This is a genomic window from Pseudoalteromonas sp. 2CM28B (assembly GCF_023161935.1).
Genome location: NZ_JALNTH010000002.1, coordinates 192,765 through 211,890, shown reverse-complemented (window position 1 = coordinate 211,890; position 19,126 = coordinate 192,765). Strand labels below are relative to the sequence as shown.

Here is a 19,126-nt window from a genome sequence, read left to right as displayed (position 1 = left end):
ATTAGAAATGCCATTGCGATAGGTTTTATTTGACAAAAAAAACCGGAACTGTCAAAGGCTGTGCATTCCGGTTTTTTATTACTTAAAGCGGTGAATAATTAATTATTCATCGTCTTTTTTTACTTTTGCTTTCGCTTTACTTTTAGCAGGCGCTTTTTTAGCGGCGGCTTTCTTTTTAGGCGCGGCTTTTTTCTTAGCCTCTTCTACCCATTTACCACCTTCGTAGTGTGCCGTCCAACCAGTTGCTTTGCCATCAACTTCTGTCATCACATATTGGGCTTTATTTTTACGGCTATAACGTACTACCGCTAGGTTACCATCTGGATCTTTTTCTGGTGCATCCGCTAGGTAATAAAACTTAGGTGAAATACGGTCTCTAAAACGCTTTAGCTCAGCCACTTTAGGCGCGCGCGTCTCGCGTGATTTAGGGAAAGTGTTAGCCGCCAAGAAAATACCTGCAGCGCCATCACGTAAAACAAAATAAGCGTCAGATTTTTCACATTCAAGTTCAGGTATGTGCACAGGGTCTTCTTTTGGTGGCGCAGCTTCGCCGTTTTTAAGTAACTTACGCGTGTTTTTACACTCTTCGTTGTTACAACCAAAATACTTACCAAAACGACCTGATTTGAGCTCCATGTCTGAGCCACATTTATCACACTCGATAATCGGACCATCATACCCTTTAATCTTAAAGGTACCTTGCTCAACGATGTACCCTTCACAAGCAGGGTTATTACCACAAACATGTAATTTACGGGTTTCGTCTATTAGGTAAGAGTCCATAGCTGTTTCACAGATTGGACAGCGCTTCATTTGCATTAATGTTTCTGTTTCAACGTCTTCAACATCAGCTGCAACCGCTTCATCACCCGACACTAAGTTCATAGTGGTAGTACAGCGCTCTTTAGGTGGCAGGTTATAACCAGTACATCCTAAGAATACGCCCGTTGAAGCAGTACGAATACCCATTTTTCTGCCACACGTTGGGCAGTCAATATCGGTTTCTACCATTTGATTAAGACGCATACCGCCTTCATCGGGTTCACCTTTGGCAATGTTTAACTGGGTTGAAAAATCGGCATAAAACTTATCAAGTACCTGCGTCCAAACACGCTTACCTTCAGCAATATCATCTAAACGGCCTTCCATTTTAGCGGTAAAATCGAAGTTCATTAAATCGGTAAAGTTTTCAACAAGGCGATCGGTGACAATCTCCCCCATTTTTTCAGCGAAAAAGCGACGATTTTCTACTCGTACATAACCACGTTCTTGTATCGTTGATATAATAGAGGCATACGTGGAAGGACGACCAATCCCACGTTTCTCAAGCTCTTTAACTAAGCTTGCTTCACTAAAACGAGCCGGTGGCTTAGTAAAGTGCTGCTTAGGATCAAGCTCAACTAATGTGAGCACCTCGCCTTGCTTAACAGCAGGCAGCGATTGCTCTTCTTCATTCTTTTTACGTACTGCCGGTTGCACTTTAGTCCAACCATCAAAACGTAAAACACGGCCTTTTGCTTTCAATGTAAAATCGTTGGCAGCGACCGTTAAGGTGGTTAAATCGTACTCAGCTGGCACCATTTGACAGGCCACAAACTGACGCCAAATAAGCTCATAAAGCTTTTTCGCATCGGCATCCACACCTTCAACATGCCCAGAAAGCACTGATACGCTAGAAGGACGAATCGCTTCGTGCGCCTCTTGTGCATTACCTTTAGAGCTATAGTTAATCGGATCAGCAGGTAAATACTTGGCACCAAACTCATTGGTTACGTATTCGCGACACATTTCAACCGCATCTTTCGATAAATTAGTTGAATCGGTACGCATATAAGTAATATAACCCCCCTCGTATAAACGCTGGGCAAGCATCATGGTCTTTTTAACGCCATAACCTAATCGGGTACTTGCTGCTTGTTGCATTGTTGAAGTAATAAATGGCGCACTTGGACGGCTCTTACTTGGTTTCTCTTCAACGCTTACAACTTTATATTCGGCATTCTCAAGGCTTTTAACTGCTGCACTAGCCTGAGCTTCATTTACTGGCTTAAATGGCTTGTCTGCTTGTTTAGTGACTTCTAAACGTAGGTCAGACTCGCTATTTTTAACATCGGCATGAATGTCCCAAAATTCTTCAGGAATAAATGCTTTAATTTCACGTTCGCGTTCAACTAATAAACGCACTGCAACAGATTGCACTCGACCCGCTGATAAACCACGCGCTACTTTAGCCCATAATAGGGGCGATACCATAAAGCCAACAACACGGTCTAAGAAGCGACGGGTCTGCTGTGCATAAACCATGTCGGTGTTTAACTCACCTGGGGTTTCGAATGCTTGTTGTATTGCATTTTTAGTGATTTCGTTAAAAACAACACGCTTATATTTTTCTGGCTCGCCACCAATAATTTCTTGAAGGTGCCAAGCAATAGCTTCCCCTTCTCTATCCAAATCCGTTGCGAGATAGATTTTATCAGCGTTTTGGGCAAGCTTTTGTAATTCTTGAACAACCTTTTCTTTACCCGGCAATATTTCGTAATGTGGCTCCCATCCTTTTTCAGGATCGATTCCCATTCGCGCGACTAAGTTAGTGTAGTCACGTTGCTGTTTATACGCTGCTTTCTCATCAGGTGGCATTTTACGCACTTCAGCAGGCGTTTTGCTTGCTGGTGCCTTGTTTTTGCCAGAACCTGAAGTAGGTAAATCTCGTACGTGTCCAATACTGGACTTTACGATAAAATCATTACCTAAGTATTTATTAATTGTTTTAGCCTTAGCAGGTGACTCTACAATTACTAGCGATTTGCCCATAGTTGCCTATTTCTAACCTAGTTTTTTAAATGTGTTTAGCCGACTCATGCGGCGCGAATATTTATAGGTATATCTACAAACACTAGTTCTTACAAGCTTTTAATACAAACTTTTCAGTATTTACTGAATAAACAAACAATTTCTGTTGTAAATTTAATCAAACCAGTGCTTTTTGAATAATTGATGTGGAATATATAGAATAGAAACAAAAATGCCAACCTTATTGGTTGGCATTTTCTATGCTTTATTAATTTTAAACCTTAGGCTCGTCTAAAATCGACATCACGGTATATTGAGTTTTCACCCCACCAGGGGTCACAAATTCGATGTATAAAAAGCCAGAATCAACATCATTTGGCTCAGCCTCTTTTGTAATATTTACTGAAACAGAGATAGGCACTTGTTGAGCAGTATTCACAACGGTGTAATCTGTTAACCCTCTTAACACACCATTGTCGGCAGTGACAGTAACTGTAGTACCTGCAGGCAATGGATTATTATGAATATCACTGAAGAAGATAGTCACTGAAATCGCGCTGTAAGGTGTGGAATTGCTAATATCAATAAGGTTTATGTCACACATACCCGCCATATCAGAAGCTTCTAAGCGAATACCATCACTTAAACTACAGTCATCTAAAGCCGTTACAGCTCTAATGTAAGGTGTACTTCCAGACATCACTAACTCTGAACGATCGCGTACATTTACTGTTTCACGCGTACATGCATTTGCAGCAAGCGCCTCGTCACTACATAACAAGCCATTGTAAATGCCATCGCCGGAATCAAACTGACCATTATTTAGTGCACCAGAGCGCTCCACATACCACTCATCCTCACCGCCATTAGAATTTACAGGGTTCGCAGGTGCGGGTAAATTTCCGTCAAAAATACCGTTTTCATTAAAATCTATAAAGGCTTCAGGTAAATCTTGTAATGTAGAATCAAACTCGTTTTGATTAAATTCACCGTTAGCAGATACATCATTAAATGATTCTTCACCCACTGAGTATGCTAACAAGCTTACACGACCACCTAATGGATAATCTATTGGCGCATTACTTGGCGCATCCGCAAGTGATATCGGGTTACCACTACTATCAAGATAAGTAATTAGATTGCCGTTTGTGTCTAGTTGTGACTCTCTGATACCTAATGTACAAGGTGCTGCTTGACCAAAAAAACGGTCACACTTATCAGCCACAGAGTTTTTATAAATGCTGTAATGATAAGGAATTGGGTTTTGGCTACGCCACTGCGCTTTACACACACCATCTATGGTGCGGCAAAGTAATAAAGGTGTAAATTGTTGATCATCTATTGTGCCTACTGCACCACCTTCGCTGGCTATATAAATTGCCGTGTTATCAGGAACAAAATTATTAAAGTGATCGGCTGCAAATACAGTTAAGTCTGTTGTCACCCCGGCTTCATTTAATGACTCGGTATTAAATGTTTGCACTGCAAGCGTAAAACTGTCTTGATCTGGCACACCTGTGGTAATGGTTATGTCATTTGACACAATAGAAATCACATTATTTTGTGATGCGTCGCCAGCCTCAACTTGATGTGATGCAATAACAGATAAAACTCCTGCGGCTCTTCCTGAGCGGACATTTACAGTCACTAAACCTTCATTATTGGTAAACTGAAATGCACTGTCTAGCAACGCGCCGCCGGGGTTTTGCGAAAGAGCAAAATCAATTTGCTTTTGACCAACAGGGTTACCATTAATATCTAAAAGTTTAAAGGTAAGCTCTGAATTTTCAGTGAGAGTCTGACCGCCAGCTCCTTTAATAGCTAACACTTGATTGGTCACACCCATAAACGCGATTGAACCCGTTTGAGCGGCAGCTACATTAATATTAATTGTTTTAGTAGCAACGTTGCCACCGGTAACCACGGTTGCTGTAATCGTATCTATACCATTACAACCATCCGCTTTATAAGTTGCGCTTGCCGTGCCGCCAATACTAGTTACCACACTATCGATAGTGGCTCTAGGAGTAGATTCTTCAGCACATGCCGAGGTAAATTGTACTTCAAGTGGAGTGGTGAATAAGTTATTGCTGCCATCTACAATCTGAGCGGTAATAATAGTAGTAGAACCTGCAGACAACACATCACCAGTTGCAATACCCGCGCTTAAATTTACATTAACTTGAACAGCGTTAATTTCAAATAAAGCACTCGCAACGCCGCCCTGAGCGGTTAACTCAACTTGGCCAACACCTGAGCTACTGCCAGGCAATAAATTCAAAATAGCAACACCAAACGCATCCGTTTTAGCCGTTAAGCTTTCAGGTAATAAAATACCTAGCGTTGTTGTCGCTTGAACCAGTACATTACTTGCTGGCGTATTACTGCCAGGTTTGGTGATTTTTGCGTATACAATAGCTTGTTGCCCAAGTAAATTACTATTTTGAGAACAGTCAGATGGATCAAGCTCTATAGAATCTCTGTCTATATTTAACCAGCTATCAGGGCAGTTTTGTAAAATTTTAATGTCAATATTTGCGGTTGAGTCATTCGATTGAGGCTCATCACCTGCCGTGTAAAAGCCAAGTTTACTTGTTGCGTCTTCATAGCTAGCAACAATGGTTCCTGCTCCTTCAACACTACCCGCGCTAAGCTCGATAGTTGCAACACCGCTGGAATTTGTTAAAGCGCTACCTGTAGCCGGTATAAAAGAACCCAGTGTTGTGGTAAAGCTTACCTCTTGACGCACAACAGGTTGACCATCACTTCCGGTTACCGTTGCAACCACCTCTAGCGGGTTATCGGCAGTAACAATTCTATCTTCAAAATCAAGTTCAACTTGAATTGCTTGTTCGATAGCGTCTCCACCGGTGCCTCCAGTATCACCTCCAACGGTTCCACTTTCTTTTTCCAGTGAGCCACCACCGCCACAGGCGATGAGTAATGTGCTGAGCCATATAATGCTGAGCAAACGAGTTAAAGGCATAGGTTTCTCCGTTGCGCTATTACTAAGTTAAACTTATCTACTTAATGTTAACCTATAACTTAGTCTAAAATCTCAGTTTTTTACTCCTTTTTTTGATAAAAATTTTTAAAAAGTTGACGTTTTTTCTGTAAAAAAAATTACATGCTGTTAGTCTATGCCAAATTTATAAAAAATAGATTGGAAATATGTCTAAAATCCGTTCAATGAGTTTAACTACTCGCATCATGATTGGTATGGTGCTTGGTGTTGCAGTAGGCTTTATATTTCAGGCTATATTAGCTGGTGAAGACGATTACCTAATCCCTCTTGGGTTATTCTCTTTGCCAATTAAAGCCTTTTTTGTTGATGGCCTTTTTCATGTAGGTGGGCAAATATTTATAGCTAGTTTGAAAATGCTGGTTGTGCCTTTAGTATTTGTATCACTGGTATGTGGTACCTGCAGTTTAAGCGATCCTAAGAAATTAGGCCGATTAGGCGGTAAATCAATTGGTTTGTACTTAGTTACAACGGCAATAGCGATTACAGTAGCGATTACCTTAGCGTTACTATTTAACCCAGGTGAAGGCATTGGGCTTCCTTCTCAAGCAAGCTATGATGCCAAAGAAGCGCCTACTTTAGCTCGCGTAATTATTGATATGTTCCCTACCAACCCTTTTGAAGCAATGGCAAAGGGCAATATGTTACAAGTAATTGTATTTGCTTTGTTATTCGGTATTGCAATGGCACTTAGCGGAAAAGCAGGTAAACGTGTCGCTACTGTATTTGAAGACTTAAACACCGTTATTTTAAAACTGGTTACTTTGCTAATGAATATTGCCCCTTACGGCGTATTTTTCTTAATGGCTAAATTGTTCACTACCATTGAACTGAACTTAATTGTGAGTTTAGCTAAGTACTTTGGCGTGGTTGTTTTAGCCCTGTTATTGCATGCATTCGTAAATTACACCCTGCTGCTAAAAATACTCACGGGTCTAAGCCCGCTCACTTTCTTGGCTAAAATGAAACACACCTGTTTATTTGCTTTTAGTACCTCAAGTTCAAGCGCAACTATGCCTATCACACTTGAAACGGCAACTAAAAAGCTTGGCGCTAATAATTCGGTCGCTTCGTTTACTATTCCGCTTGGTGCAACCATTAACATGGATGGCACTGCAATTATGCAAGGTGTGGCTACGGTATTTATCGCTCAGGTATTTAGTGTTGATTTAACTATTTCTGATTACTTAATGGTGATACTAACTGCAACGCTTGCCTCTGTTGGTACGGCGGGTGTTCCTGGCGTTGGCTTGATCATGCTGGCCATGGTATTAAACCAAGTCGGCCTACCGGTTGAAGGCATCGCAATTATAATAGGTGTTGATAGACTACTTGATATGACCCGAACCGCGGTAAACGTAACAGGCGACTGTATGGTAACCTGTGTCGTTGCTAAAAGTGAGGGTGAGCTAGATGAAAGTATCTTTAACGATCCTAATGCAGCTAAAGATTTAGAAGACTACCACAAATCTATTGATTAGTATTTCTGACAATAGTCATAAAAAAAGCCTTGCTACTTCGTTAAGTAACAAGGCTTTTTTGTTGGGTTTAAGTGATTAAATTATTAAGGGTGTAACGTCTTAAACTTTGACATTAAACTTACGCCTGCTTTATTCACTCCATGGCTGAGCCCTATTGCAAGCTTTTCACTTAGCCCTTTTTTAACCTTGTATTGCACTTTATAAATTTGATATTGCTGTTGTTGCTCTAACAACGCATCATCGCTGGTTTTAATAGTATCGACTAACCCTTTTTCAATTGCTTGGGTTGCAAACCAATGTTCACCCGTTGCCACTAAATCCATATTTAAACTTGGGCGCTGAGTGCTCACAAACGTTTTAAACAAACCATGAGTTTGCTCTATCTCTTCGCGGAACTTTTCACGGGCTTTATCGGTATTTTCACCAAATAAAGTTAACGTGCGTTTAAATTCACCCGCCGTAATTTGCTCAAACTCGACATCGTTCTTCTTTAATATTTTATTAAAGTTTGGAATTTGTGCAATAACACCAATAGAGCCAACAATTGCAAACGGTGCTGCAATAATATGATCAGCCACACAAGCCATCATGTAACCACCACTGGCGGCGACTTTATCTATTGATACAGTCAACTCAATACCGGCTGACTTTAAACGTTGTAATTGTGATGCAGCTAAACCATAGCCATGTACCACGCCACCACCACTTTCAAGGCGAACTAACACTTTATCTTTTTTTGCATCCGCGATTGAAATTACCGCGGTCACTTCTTCGCGTAAACTCTCTACTTCATGTGCATCCATACTGCCATTAAAGTCAATAACATAGAGTCGTGATTTAGGCGCTTCTTTGTCCGCTATTTTTTGCTCTGCTTTTTGTTGTTTTTGATAGGCTTTTAACTCTTTTTTACCTAGCGTATTATTTAAAAAGCTTTCTTTTATATTGGTCAGCTGCTCTGATAAGTCATCTATTTCTATCTCACCTTTTTTTGCTTTTGGCTTAACAGCCGAGCTTACAATTAAGGTCAAAATGACAGCGATAGCAATAATAAAGGTAATGGTTTTAGCAAAAAACAAACCGTACTCGTATAAAAATTCCAACTGTGTTCTCCGTTTATAAATTTCAGTCAATTTAGCATGCTTTAAAATAAAAAAAAGCCACTATACAGTGGCTTTTAGTACTTAATTGAGTGGTTGATTATTAATTCGTCACAACCTCAGTGTTTTGCACCATTAAAAGGCGCCCTCTTGAAGCTAGGTAAGTAGCAACCTGCAATTGCATTTCAGCATTCGCAGCTGCACTACCCGCAACTGTAGAAGACTCTCCCGCATCCTGTGCAGGTGTTAATATTGACCCATGATGACCTTGAGTAAATTTAACTAAATAGCTAGCCCCCATCTCTGTTGGCGCTTGAGTGGTACTCACCGTGTCTAACCCCATAAAGTTAGCCAAAGGGACAGTACCTGCAATTGGGTTATTGGCAGTCATCGGCGGAATAACTTGATCTGGCTTGTTATTATCTGTGCCATCACCTACCACTACGTTCATGTATACAGGTGTTTCTAGTGCTTTAACCGTTGCTGCATAGTTGGTTGGGTCGCCACTATCTAATGCTGTTTGAGCTGCAAATACAAACTGCGTCATCACGCCCTTGATATTAGCAAGTTTATCAGTTTCTCCCGCCATCGTTAGTGCTTTTGCAAACTCAGTAAAGCCACATGAGATACTTGCTTGCGTTTGCGCTGACTCACCACAGTTAGAAACAGCGGGGCCATCTCTGAATGCCTTAAACTCTATCGATTCAGCAGTTCCAGCTTTAGCAAGGACAGAGCCTTGAATAAATGGACCAAACGCGGCTGATTCTAACAAGAAGCTAGCAATACCGCCGCCGCCACTTGCTAATGCTACAGCGTTAACCTTAAACAATGGATCTACTTGGTCGTTTAATGGGCTATTAGCTTGTGCAATAAATGCAGGTGCTACAATTGAGCCCAGTGAATGGCCAATATAAGATACATCGGTATAACTGAGTGAACTATCACCGCTGAATCTTAAGCCTAAGCGTAAACCAAGTAAGTCAGCACTTGACTGACGCAAGCTATCTCTAGCTACCAATAACGAATTCAAGTTCATGTAACTAAGTACAGAGCCTTTTCCCGAAGTTGCGTTAAAGTCATCGTTACCATCTACATCAACATCTACACCACGCTCACCATGGCGAGGATGATCAATTGCAACTGTGGCAAAGCCTTGCAGTGAAAGCTGCGCTGTTAGTGTCAACATGCTTTCTTTTTGTGTGGTTATACCGTGTTGCATAATCACTACTGGCCAACCACCTGCTGGCATAGCAGTAAATGGCTCTAAATCTAAAGCTGTACGGTATGCATTAACAACCGGTAAAATCGGCTTAGTAATTTGCACTGGCACATTAGCCATACTTTGCACTTTAGGAAGTGAGTTATATTTAGTTAGATGACGTGTAACGTCTAAGTCTTTATCTAAATCTCGCAATCGCCCATCACTTAAGGCTGCACATTTTGCATCATTAACGCTAACAGGATCAGCAGGAAAATTTTCACCAGCCTGTGCTTTGTAACCCATAACAGCGACAGCGTTATCACACATACCTTGCCAGTAAGTATCATTTAAATCACTGATTTCTTTACCCTTCGGCGTACCTAAATACATAGGTAATTGAATACTACCTTTTTGATATTGTGCCGCCTGAAATACGTTGGGGACTGCTCTACCTAAGTCCTCAAAGATATCCTGTACGTTTTGCATGGGCTGAGTTGGAATTTGCAACGCAGGGGTTGGAATTGTTGGCTCTGTTAAGCTTGCTGCTAAAACCTTTTTAATCGTACCAAGCACTGCTCCTGCTGATTGCATTGTCATGGCAGCCGAGTAAATAATATCGTCTTTAGTAATATCGCCAGAGCTTACCACTACGTTTTCGTAGCTATTAACAGCTCCTTGCAGCGCAAGTTGTGATGGCGTTACTAAAGGCGCTTCTTGTTTAACAGTGGCATACGTTGAAGATGGTTCAATTGAGCGCCCTTCTGAATCTTTCAGTCCAGTCGTTAACACATTAATGTATGAACTACCGGCCTTAAATGGCTTAAGTGGAATAATAGCAACCGCGTCTCCAGAGCCTTGTGTAACAAAATCAACACCAAAGGTCAGTTCACCTACTAGTTTACATGCTGTACCAGCTGGTGCTTGCGAGCATTCGGCATCTGTTAGGCTTGCACCCATGATCACTTCAAAAATACGTACTGAGCCTGGTGAAGCTGCAGACGTTTCATCTAGACTAATGCCCGGTGGAAACGTTAAATCTATTTTAAAAGGAACTTGCGTAGACCAGCCATCAAGTGCCCCTAGTGCAAGTTGCGGATCTGCATATTTAGCTCGAGAGATAGAAACATTCTCGTCATTTAATTCCCCAGGAATATTGAGTGTGCCATCAAGCGTACCGCTCATTAATAAATCATTAGGAACCGAAATTACACCATTTGCAGGGTCAAACTTTACCGTAGCTTTTGGAATAACTGTAACCGAATCGTTTTTAACATCTTCTAACGTTTCTCCGCCGCCACAGCCTGCTAATGCAGCTGCAACTGAGAGCGAGAGTAGCATTTTTTTCATAGTGTTCTCCGCACAAATCTTATTTTTATAGTGTGTTTATAGTCAGTGTAATTAAGTTAAAATAATGTAGCTAGTATATTAATGAGACATTAGACCAGTTAAACTTAACGTAAACTTTCTAGTTTCGCCACCTAAATTTGTAATAAATTCGATTACTTGTCGATTTGCTATGTTAAAATCAAAAAAAATTTAAACATTGGTACTTTTATGCATACCTATCAAGCAACTGAAAACGCACTTAAAGACAAAGTAATTTTGATCACAGGCGCAGGTGATGGTATCGGCCGTGTCGCAGCTATTACCTATGCTAAACATGGTGCAACCGTTATTTTATTAGGCAAAACAACTAATAAACTAGAATGTGTGTATGACGAAATCGTCAATGCAGGCTACCCACAGCCAGCGATTGTGCCTATGGACTTAAAAGGTGCAACTAAGCAGAACTATCGTGATTTAGCCGCAACGATCGAAAGTCAATTTGGCCGCCTTGATGGACTATTAAATAACGCGGGTATTTTAGGTACTTTAGGGCCGTTAGAGCATTTTTGTTCATCAACATTCGAAAACGTCATGAAAGTAAACGTCACTGCACAAGCGATGATCACTAAAGCGCTATTCCCTGTTATGCGTAAATCAAAAAGTGCCTCAGTGGTATTTACCTCATCGGGTGTCGGTCGTAAAGGAAGAGAGTTTTGGGGACCTTATGCAATTTCTAAATTTGCAGTAGAAGGTATGATGCAAACATGGGCGTGTGAAGTTGAAAAAACGCCAATCCGTGTTAACTGTATTAACCCAGGCGCAACCCGTACATCAATGCGTGCAAGTGCATTCCCAGGTGAAGATCGTGATTTACTCGCAACACCTGAAGATTTAATGCCAACTTACCTGTATTTAATGAGTGATGACTCTAAAGATATCAATGGCCAATCGTTAGACGCACAAGCTAAAAAGTAATATTTAGTTTTAAACGTAAAAAAGCCGCTATAAAAAGCGGCTTTATTATTTTATTAGTAGCTAGTAGCGTATTTACTTACGTTTAGTCGGTTTTACACGTTGATTGTGCTTTTTAACCGCCTTGCGAATTTGGTTTATTTTAGCGCGCTTGTCTTTACGCTTTTCAGGAATAACCGACAGCTTAGTTTGTGTTTCTTTGCCAAGCTTTACTGTTTTACGTAAATAGTTAACCGTATCTAAATCATACTCAATCCAGCCACCTTGCGGTACACGCTTATCAAGCTCTAATTTACCGTAACGAATACGAATTAGGCGTGACACTTCCACATCTTGTGATTGCCATAAACGACGCACTTCACGGTTACGACCTTCGTTAAGCGTTACATTATACCAGCGGTTAATACCTTCACCGCCCATAGGCTTGATACCAGTGAACTTTGCGGGGCCATCTTCAAGTTCTACGCCACGCAGTAAGTTTTTTATTGTTTCGTTAGTGACTTCACCAAATACACGTGCTGAATATTCGCGTTCAACTTCATAGCTTGGGTGCATTAAGCGGTTTGCCAATTCACCGTCATTGGTAAACAACATTAGTCCTGAGGTATTTACGTCTAATCGGCCTACTGCTATCCAGCGATCGCCATCAATACGAGGTAAGCGGTCAAAAACGGTTCTACGGCCTTCAGGGTCTTTACGCGTACTTAACTCACCCTCTGGTTTGTTATACATAATTACACGACAAATTCTGTCAGCTTTTTCTTCTATTTTAACGGTATGGCCGTCAACACGAATTAAATCGGTTTCTTCAACCCTGTCGCCTAACTTAGCTACTTTACCATTTACACTCACACGATTTGCATCAATGTATTTTTCCATTTCACGGCGTGAGCCTACACCTGCACGGGCTAGGACTTTTTGTAACTTTTCACCTTGTATACTCATTTGGATGGTTCTCTCACAGAAGGATCACTTAATAACTGGGTAATTTTACTTTGCTGTTGCTCTGGCAATGCGGGTAAATCATGAAGTCCCGTTATCGAAAAATAATCTAAAAATTGTTTAGTCGTTGCATAAAGTGCCGGTTTACCGGGTACTTCTTTATGCCCAACTACTTTAATCCACTCTCTTTCAAGCAGAGTTTTAATAATATTTGAGCCTGTTGCTACGCCCCGCACTTGCTCAATTTCACCACGGGTTATGGGTTGCTTGTATGCAATTAACGACAGGGTTTCGAGTAAAGCTCTCGAGTATTTAGGGGCACGTTCTTGCCATAAATTACTCAACCATGGGCTTAAACTACTGCACGCTTGAAAACGATAGCCACTGCCTACCTCAACTAAACGTATTCCACGCGTCTGATAGTGAACTTGAATGGCCTCTACAGCATCATTAATGCGCGCCATAGAAATTGCTAAGTCGTTTAAAACCGTGTCCTTAAGATGACGTTTTGATACGGGCTTGCCTGCCACAAAAATCGCCGCTTCAATGATTTCAATTAATTGTTCATCACTAATTCGCCGACCAACCATAATCACTCTAAAGTTAATAAACACACACAGCCATCTATTATGACAGAACAACGGCAAACTAGGAAAACATATTAATAAAATAACATTTTATAGGTATAAAAAAGCCAGTGAAAAACACTGGCTTGGTATCAAGTGTATTTAATAATGTAATTTAGCTATTTTTTAAATTGCTCAAGTGCATCGTCCTCTGCAACAGAATCACCATGCTTTTGGATATAGCTATTAAACTCTTTTTTACTTACTCGTTTATCTTTATTGCTGTCCATGTAACCAAAATGATTTGAAATATCATCATCGTCAGCTTCAGAAACTGAAATAAAACCGTTGCTATCATTATCTAAGCTTTTAAAGTCATTTTCTATTTTATCAAACTTCGCAATATCAGCCTTAAATGCAGACTCACTCACTTCACTATCTGTAGCAACTTTCCCAGCATTTAGCTGCATATAAGCGTCATATTCATTACGGCTTATTTGATTATCCATATTAGTATCTATATTCGAAAAGTGCTGCCAAATACTATCATCGTCGGCTTCTATTTTAGAAATAAAGCCATCGCTATCGTTATCTAAGCTTGCAAAATCACTGTCGATTTTTTCTAAACCTTGATTAGAAGAACAAGCTGCTAAACTCAATGCGGCTAAAACAGTAGAAACTATCGTTAATTTTTTCATCAGACGTATCCTTGTATTAATAAATTTCAAATCTAGTAATACAAATACGATGCCAAAAAAAATAAACCATTAAAATCAAACAATTAACCAAAAACAACTTCTATTGCGATATTCAATAATGCAATTTTTGCAAGCTACTCTGGTAATTTTTGCAAAAAAAAGCTCGGTAAGAACCGAGCTACTTATATCTAAAACGGTAATTTAGATTGCAGCGTTTTGGTAACGCTTAACAAAATCAGTAACGCTTTGGCCATTACACTTTAATGAATTTAAGTTACCAATTTGCTTACGTACTGGTTGTAGGCCTTGCTTTACTGCAGTCATACATAACTGTGTTTCTTGGTGTGAATCTTTTGCAAATACTTCTACTTTAGACACAACTGATTGCGTTGCTTCTTCTTTTTTTGCAATGTCACGGATGTCTTGACCGTTACATAGGATACTTTTTGAATAACGTGATAAATATACACCGTGCTTTGCTGCCATTTTACGAGCAGCCGAAAACCCCTCATTGGCGCTTACTACACATAAGTTAGACTCTAATTTGTTGTCTTGGCTGTAATACGTATTGCTTTGCGCAGTAGCAGTTACAGAAACAAAAAGAGAGGCGGCTAAAAGTAATTGAGTTTTCATTAGGAGGTCCTATTTGAACGAGTTAAACATATGATTTTTGCGTATTATATAGACAAGTTTTAACATATTAATTGAATATTTTATTTATTTTATTGTTTAATATTGCATTTACAATGTTTAAACATTAAGCAAAAATTGTTCAACATTTGTGCAGCTATTTTCTCGTTTCAGTCATGTTATGTCGCTCCAAATACTGATACAATTTGGCCAACAATGAAAATAAATTTGAAGGTAAACTTTATGAAAGTGATTTCTTTTAATATCAATGGTCTGCGTGCTCGCCTACATCAGTTACAAGCTATTATTGATAAACACCAGCCAGATATTATTGGTCTTCAAGAGATCAAAGTGCACGATGAAGCATTTCCGCTAGACGATGTACAAAAAATGGGTTATCACGTTTATTTTCATGGACAAAAAGCGCATTACGGTGTGGCAATGTTATGCAAAAAAGAGCCTAAGTCGGTATTAAAAGGCTTTTCCACCGACACAGATGAGTCGCAAAAGCGAATGATCAGCGTTACCGTAGAGCAAGAAAATGGCCGTGACCTACATGTTATGAATGGCTACTTCCCGCAAGGCGATAACATCAATCACGAAACTAAATTCCCTTATAAACGTCAATTTTATCAAGACTTAATGACTCACCTAAATAGTCATTACACGCCTGATCAAGATGTAATTGTAATGGGCGATATTAATATCTCTCCAACCGATTTAGATATTGGTATTGGTGAGGTAAACGCAAAACGCTGGTTAAAAACCGGAAAATGTTCATTTCAACCCGTTGAGCGTGAATGGCTAGCAACGTTATTAAACTGGGGCTTTAAAGACACCTTTAGGGAGCAAAACCCAGAAACTAACGATCAATACTCGTGGTTTGACTACCGCTCTAAGGGTTTTGTTGATAATCGTGGACTAAGGATTGATGTGGTTTTGGCAACGCATGACTTAGCAGCTCGCTGTATCGACACCGGTATAGATTACGAATTACGTGCTATCGACAAGCCTTCAGATCATGCCCCTATTTGGTCTGAGTTTAATTAACGATTATGCTAAGCGTGCAATTACAGGCATTACTGTGGATTGGTGTTATTGTTATTGGCTTTTTAAGTGTTAATAAATCAACATACGCCAATTTATTTAATACGCCAGCAAGGCAAACCGGTGTGTTTGCCTGCGCGCTGGTGCTCGCTTTACTATGGCGTATAAAAGCCGGTATTTTACCTGGTCTTGATCTTCATATACTGGGCATTACTGCTGTTACGCTGATTTTAGGCTGGCGTCTGGCTATTTTAAGTTGTGTATTAGCAACAGCCCTGCTAACTGCTTTTGGACAAATAGCATTCGAGCTGATTGCGGTAAAATTACTAATAAGTGCGTTTATTCCAGTATTATTAAGCTACTTTGTATTTATGCTTTGTTACCACTACTTAGCGCGGCACTTTTTTATCTATATATTTGTTTGTAGCTTTTTAACGGCTGGTGTCGTTGCTTGCGTTAACATTATACTTGGGGGTGTTTTTTATTACGCAATTGGCGAATATAATTGGCATCAGCTAACAGAAAACTACATTTATCTCAGTCCTATTTTAGCGTTTCCTGAAGCAATGCTAAACGGTATGGCAATAACTGTTATGATCACCTATCGCCCGCACTGGGTAAAAACTTTTTTTGATAAGGACTATTTAGGCTCATGAGTCTTCATTACCATTGCCCTATTTGCAAACTTCCATTGGCACTTAATGAAAAAACATTACGCTGTGATAATAACCACAGCTTTGATTTTGCCAAAGAAGGCTATGTAAACTTACTCCCCGTGCAAAATAAAAACTCTAAACAGCCCGGTGACTCTTTAGAAATGGTACAAGCAAGGCGTTCTTTTTTAGAGCAAGGCTATTATGCATTTTTACAGACGGCTTTAGCTAATTTAGTCAAACCGCTCAATGCAAATATAGTGATTGATTTAGGGTGTGGCGAGGGGTTTTACACCCATGCTATAGCAAATAACACGCAAGCTACTGTGTATGGTGTTGATATATCTAAGTCGGCGGTAAAATACGCAGCAAAACGATACAAACAATGTCAATTTAGCGTGGCATCAATAAGCCACGCGCCCTTTAATGATCACCTTGCTGATGTGTTAATTAGCGTGTTTGCCCCTTTGTTCGACGATGAACTTTCTCGCCTTGTGAAAGAGGATGGCTGTTTAGTGGTGGCAAGCCCTGGGCCTATGCACCTCAAAGAGTTGAAAAAATATATCTATAATACGGTAAATGAACATACTGAAGTTGCTACGCCAACAGGCTTTAAACAATCATCGCAACAGCTCATTACAGAGCAAGTGTCACTCACATTTAGCGACGTAAGAAATTTAATAATGATGACACCCTTTGCATGGAAGTTCAGACCCGAGCATTGGCAGGCACTTGAACAAAAACAGCATCATAAGGTTACCTTGTCATTTTATATTAGCCAGTTTGTTAAAACTGCTCTTTAGTAAAGGTTTTATCCATTTTATCAAACATGTCTTTTAACAATTCAGCAAGCTCCAAATAGCGGGGCTTGTTTTTCCCCATTTGTGCGTCGTAACCGTTGGCGACCATTTTTGCAAACAACTCGTTGTACCATTGCAGCATAGCGGGTTCTAATTCTGTTTGCGCACGTTTACCTAGCCATAAAAGCCCTTGTAACGGCAAGGAGATAAAAAATAGACTACTGGCAATAGCTTGAGGTAAAAAATCAGGGCCTAAATAATTAAGCTGAAAAAACAAAGTTAACATGGCTAAAATAGGCATTACTGTAATCGCAAGCTCGGTTGCTCTGATCACTTTAAACTCGGCAAATAATGGCGCGACCTCTTTGCGCATAGGCCATGTTTTAGCATAAGCGCGCCCTAATTGAACTTGTGATATCACACTTTTTTGCATTATAAATCCTCACAATCACGGCATTTAACACTTGTAAAAGCATCTTGCTTATAAAAGTGTAACACAACTCTCACTTTATCGGTAAAAATGCTTAATTTCATTAGTAAAACTCACAAAAAGCATAAATTATAGAAAGAATTCCACAAAGCCCTTTTAATAAAGTCAACTACACTTTAGTCTAGACCCATTTAAGCCTACAATGCTTATATATCAACCAAGTGTACTGATTAATATTTAAATGGAAAATGATTCTATGCCAACTCTCCCAAAAAAACCAAACCATGTTTTGGTACTTAATTGTGGAAGCTCAAGTTTAAAGTTTGCAATTATTGATGCAAACACAGGAAAAGACATTATTTCAGGTTTAGCTGAGCGCCTAGGTGCAGATGCTCCCTCAATAAAATATAAATTTAAGGGAGAAAAGACCACCATTAAACTTGCTGCTAATCAGGCACACGCGCATGTGATTGATACGCTGGTTGATTTAATAAAAGATCACAATCTTGATGAGCAACTAGTTGCTGTTGGTCATCGTGTTGTGCATGGTGGTGAGCATTTTACCCAATCAGTATTAATTGATGAACGCGTTATTGTAGGTATCACGCAAGCAGCCACGCTAGCACCTTTGCATGGCCACGCTAACTTACTGGGTATTTCATCAGCGCAAGCATCATTTAAAAACTTACCGCAAGTAGCCGTGTTCGATACGGCATTTCATCAAACAATGGATGAAGTCGCTTATCTTTATGCCCTTCCTTATCAGCTTTATAAAGACTTTGGTGTTAGGCGCTATGGTTTTCATGGCACCAGCCATTTTTATGTGGCAGGACAAACTGCGAAGTTGTTGGCTCTTCCTATTGAAAACAGTAACTTTATTAGCGCCCACTTAGGCAACGGCTGTTCAGTGTGTGCGATTAAAAATGGCAAAAGTGTTGATACCAGTATGGGGTTAACCCCGCTTGAAGGGCTTATTATGGGTACGCGCTGTGGCGACATTGATCCGGGCCTATTTAACTTTTTAACCACGCAACTCGATTACACTGCTCAGCAAATTGATGACTTACTCAATCAAAAAAGTGGTTTATTAGGCATAAGCGAGTTGTCTAACGATTGTCGTACCATAGAAGAAGCCGCTATTGCAGGCAACCAGCAAGCTATGCTGGCACTTAATATGTTTTGTTACCGCCTCGCAAAACAAATAGCCGCTTACATGGTCCCGCTGCAACAGCTAGACGCAGTTATTTTTACCGGCGGTATTGGCGAAAATTCCGATATTATCCGTGATAAAGTACTTAAACAATTGGCCTTTTTAGGTATTAATTTAGACCCACAAGCAAACCTTGATGCACGTTTTGGCCAAGCTGGGTTAATTAGTACAGCTGATTCACGTAGCAAAGCGGTCGTTATGCCCACTAACGAAGAATGGGTGATCGCACTTGATGCCGCAAACATTACCAAGGAGTTATAA

15 protein-coding genes are annotated in these 19,126 nt (G+C 40.1%); 6 read left to right on the top strand and 9 right to left on the bottom strand.

The features are described 5' to 3' along the window. Positions 1 to 102: 102 nt before the first annotated feature. Positions 103 to 2,811, bottom strand: a complete 2,709-nt coding sequence (gene topA, locus MTN96_RS03445) for a type I DNA topoisomerase (protein WP_248530750.1) — start codon at positions 2,809 to 2,811, stop codon at positions 103 to 105. A gap of 253 nt (positions 2,812 to 3,064) precedes the next feature. Continuing rightward, positions 3,065 to 5,776 carry an Ig-like domain-containing protein gene (locus MTN96_RS03440; RefSeq protein WP_214552776.1) on the bottom strand — a complete coding sequence of 904 codons (2,712 nt, stop codon included), beginning with the start codon at positions 5,774 to 5,776 and terminating at the stop codon, positions 3,065 to 3,067. Between the two features lie 185 nt (positions 5,777 to 5,961). Here MTN96_RS03440 and MTN96_RS03435 point away from each other — a divergent pair, with 185 nt between their 5' ends. Further along, the gene (locus MTN96_RS03435) at positions 5,962 to 7,293 is read left to right on the top strand and encodes a dicarboxylate/amino acid:cation symporter (RefSeq protein WP_248530749.1); all 1,332 of its coding nucleotides are present in this window, start codon (positions 5,962 to 5,964) and stop codon (positions 7,291 to 7,293) included. An 83-nt stretch (positions 7,294 to 7,376) separates the two neighbouring features. On the opposite strand, the gene sohB is transcribed toward MTN96_RS03435, so the two are convergent. Further along, entirely contained in the window at positions 7,377 to 8,393 is a 1,017-nt protein-coding gene (sohB, locus tag MTN96_RS03430; protein WP_248530748.1) for a protease SohB, read from the bottom strand. 100 nt (positions 8,394 to 8,493) lie between these two features. Then, a complete protein-coding gene (locus MTN96_RS03425) occupies positions 8,494 to 10,938 on the bottom strand; it encodes a VolA/Pla-1 family phospholipase (protein ID WP_248530747.1) in 2,445 nt (814 codons plus the stop codon). A 207-nt stretch (positions 10,939 to 11,145) separates the two neighbouring features. On the opposite strand from MTN96_RS03425, the gene MTN96_RS03420 reads away from it, so the two are divergent. Continuing rightward, a complete protein-coding gene (locus MTN96_RS03420) occupies positions 11,146 to 11,892 on the top strand; it encodes a YciK family oxidoreductase (protein WP_010389778.1) in 747 nt (248 codons plus the stop codon). 72 nt (positions 11,893 to 11,964) lie between these two features. Here the strand turns inward: MTN96_RS03420 and rluB are convergent, their stop codons facing one another. From rluB to MTN96_RS03400, 4 genes are all read right to left on the bottom strand, one after another. Continuing rightward, positions 11,965 to 12,834, bottom strand: a complete 870-nt coding sequence (gene rluB / locus MTN96_RS03415; RefSeq protein WP_036982855.1) for a 23S rRNA pseudouridine(2605) synthase RluB — start codon at positions 12,832 to 12,834, stop codon at positions 11,965 to 11,967. Further along, on the bottom strand, positions 12,831 to 13,421 hold the full coding sequence (gene scpB / locus MTN96_RS03410; RefSeq protein ID WP_248530831.1) for an SMC-Scp complex subunit ScpB: 591 nt from the start codon (positions 13,419 to 13,421) through the stop codon (positions 12,831 to 12,833). The genes rluB and scpB overlap by 4 nt, the downstream gene beginning before the upstream one ends. A 155-nt stretch (positions 13,422 to 13,576) precedes the next feature. Then, positions 13,577 to 14,095, bottom strand: a complete 519-nt coding sequence (locus MTN96_RS03405; RefSeq protein WP_076920981.1) for an EF-hand domain-containing protein — start codon at positions 14,093 to 14,095, stop codon at positions 13,577 to 13,579. Between the two features lie 201 nt (positions 14,096 to 14,296). Next, on the bottom strand, positions 14,297 to 14,728 hold the full coding sequence (locus MTN96_RS03400) for a hypothetical protein (protein ID WP_036982857.1): 432 nt from the start codon (positions 14,726 to 14,728) through the stop codon (positions 14,297 to 14,299). Positions 14,729 to 14,968: 240 nt separating this feature from the next. On the opposite strand from MTN96_RS03400, the gene xthA reads away from it, so the two are divergent. From xthA to rlmA, 3 genes are read left to right on the top strand one after another with little or no spacing between them, the layout of a single operon-like run. Beyond that, a complete protein-coding gene (gene xthA, locus MTN96_RS03395; RefSeq protein WP_013464795.1) occupies positions 14,969 to 15,775 on the top strand; it encodes an exodeoxyribonuclease III in 807 nt (268 codons plus the stop codon). Positions 15,776 to 15,780: 5 nt separating this feature from the next. After that, positions 15,781 to 16,428, top strand: a complete 648-nt coding sequence (locus MTN96_RS03390; RefSeq protein WP_013464794.1) for an energy-coupling factor ABC transporter permease — start codon at positions 15,781 to 15,783, stop codon at positions 16,426 to 16,428. After that, positions 16,425 to 17,228, top strand: coding sequence for a 23S rRNA (guanine(745)-N(1))-methyltransferase (gene rlmA, locus MTN96_RS03385; protein WP_248530746.1), 804 nt, complete (start codon positions 16,425 to 16,427; stop codon positions 17,226 to 17,228). Before MTN96_RS03390 ends, rlmA begins: the two co-directional genes overlap by 4 nt. Here the strand turns inward: rlmA and yfbV are convergent. Further along, positions 17,212 to 17,658: a terminus macrodomain insulation protein YfbV gene (gene yfbV, locus MTN96_RS03380; RefSeq protein WP_036956398.1), complete on the bottom strand. Its 447-nt coding sequence runs from the start codon at positions 17,656 to 17,658 to the stop codon at positions 17,212 to 17,214. The two genes, rlmA and yfbV, sit on opposite strands and share 17 nt — an antisense overlap. Positions 17,659 to 17,911: 253 nt before the next feature. On the opposite strand from yfbV, the gene MTN96_RS03375 reads away from it, so the two are divergent. After that, positions 17,912 to 19,126, top strand: coding sequence for an acetate kinase (locus MTN96_RS03375; protein WP_248530745.1), 1,215 nt, complete (start codon positions 17,912 to 17,914; stop codon positions 19,124 to 19,126).

Coding starts and splice junctions, on each gene's coding strand:
- topA (WP_248530750.1), bottom strand. CDS start 2,811: ATGGGCAAATCGCTAGTAATTGTAGAGTCACCTGCTAAGGCTAAAACA.
- MTN96_RS03440 (WP_214552776.1), bottom strand. CDS start 5,776: ATGCCTTTAACTCGTTTGCTCAGCATTATATGGCTCAGCACATTACTC.
- MTN96_RS03435 (WP_248530749.1), top strand. CDS start 5,962: ATGTCTAAAATCCGTTCAATGAGTTTAACTACTCGCATCATGATTGGT.
- MTN96_RS03425 (WP_248530747.1), bottom strand. CDS start 10,938: ATGAAAAAAATGCTACTCTCGCTCTCAGTTGCAGCTGCATTAGCAGGC.
- MTN96_RS03420 (WP_010389778.1), top strand. CDS start 11,146: ATGCATACCTATCAAGCAACTGAAAACGCACTTAAAGACAAAGTAATT.
- rluB (WP_036982855.1), bottom strand. CDS start 12,834: ATGAGTATACAAGGTGAAAAGTTACAAAAAGTCCTAGCCCGTGCAGGT.
- scpB (WP_248530831.1), bottom strand. CDS start 13,421: ATGGTTGGTCGGCGAATTAGTGATGAACAATTAATTGAAATCATTGAA.
- MTN96_RS03405 (WP_076920981.1), bottom strand. CDS start 14,095: ATGAAAAAATTAACGATAGTTTCTACTGTTTTAGCCGCATTGAGTTTA.
- MTN96_RS03400 (WP_036982857.1), bottom strand. CDS start 14,728: ATGAAAACTCAATTACTTTTAGCCGCCTCTCTTTTTGTTTCTGTAACT.
- xthA (WP_013464795.1), top strand. CDS start 14,969: ATGAAAGTGATTTCTTTTAATATCAATGGTCTGCGTGCTCGCCTACAT.
- MTN96_RS03390 (WP_013464794.1), top strand. CDS start 15,781: ATGCTAAGCGTGCAATTACAGGCATTACTGTGGATTGGTGTTATTGTT.
- rlmA (WP_248530746.1), top strand. CDS start 16,425: ATGAGTCTTCATTACCATTGCCCTATTTGCAAACTTCCATTGGCACTT.
- yfbV (WP_036956398.1), bottom strand. CDS start 17,658: ATGCAAAAAAGTGTGATATCACAAGTTCAATTAGGGCGCGCTTATGCT.
- MTN96_RS03375 (WP_248530745.1), top strand. CDS start 17,912: ATGCCAACTCTCCCAAAAAAACCAAACCATGTTTTGGTACTTAATTGT.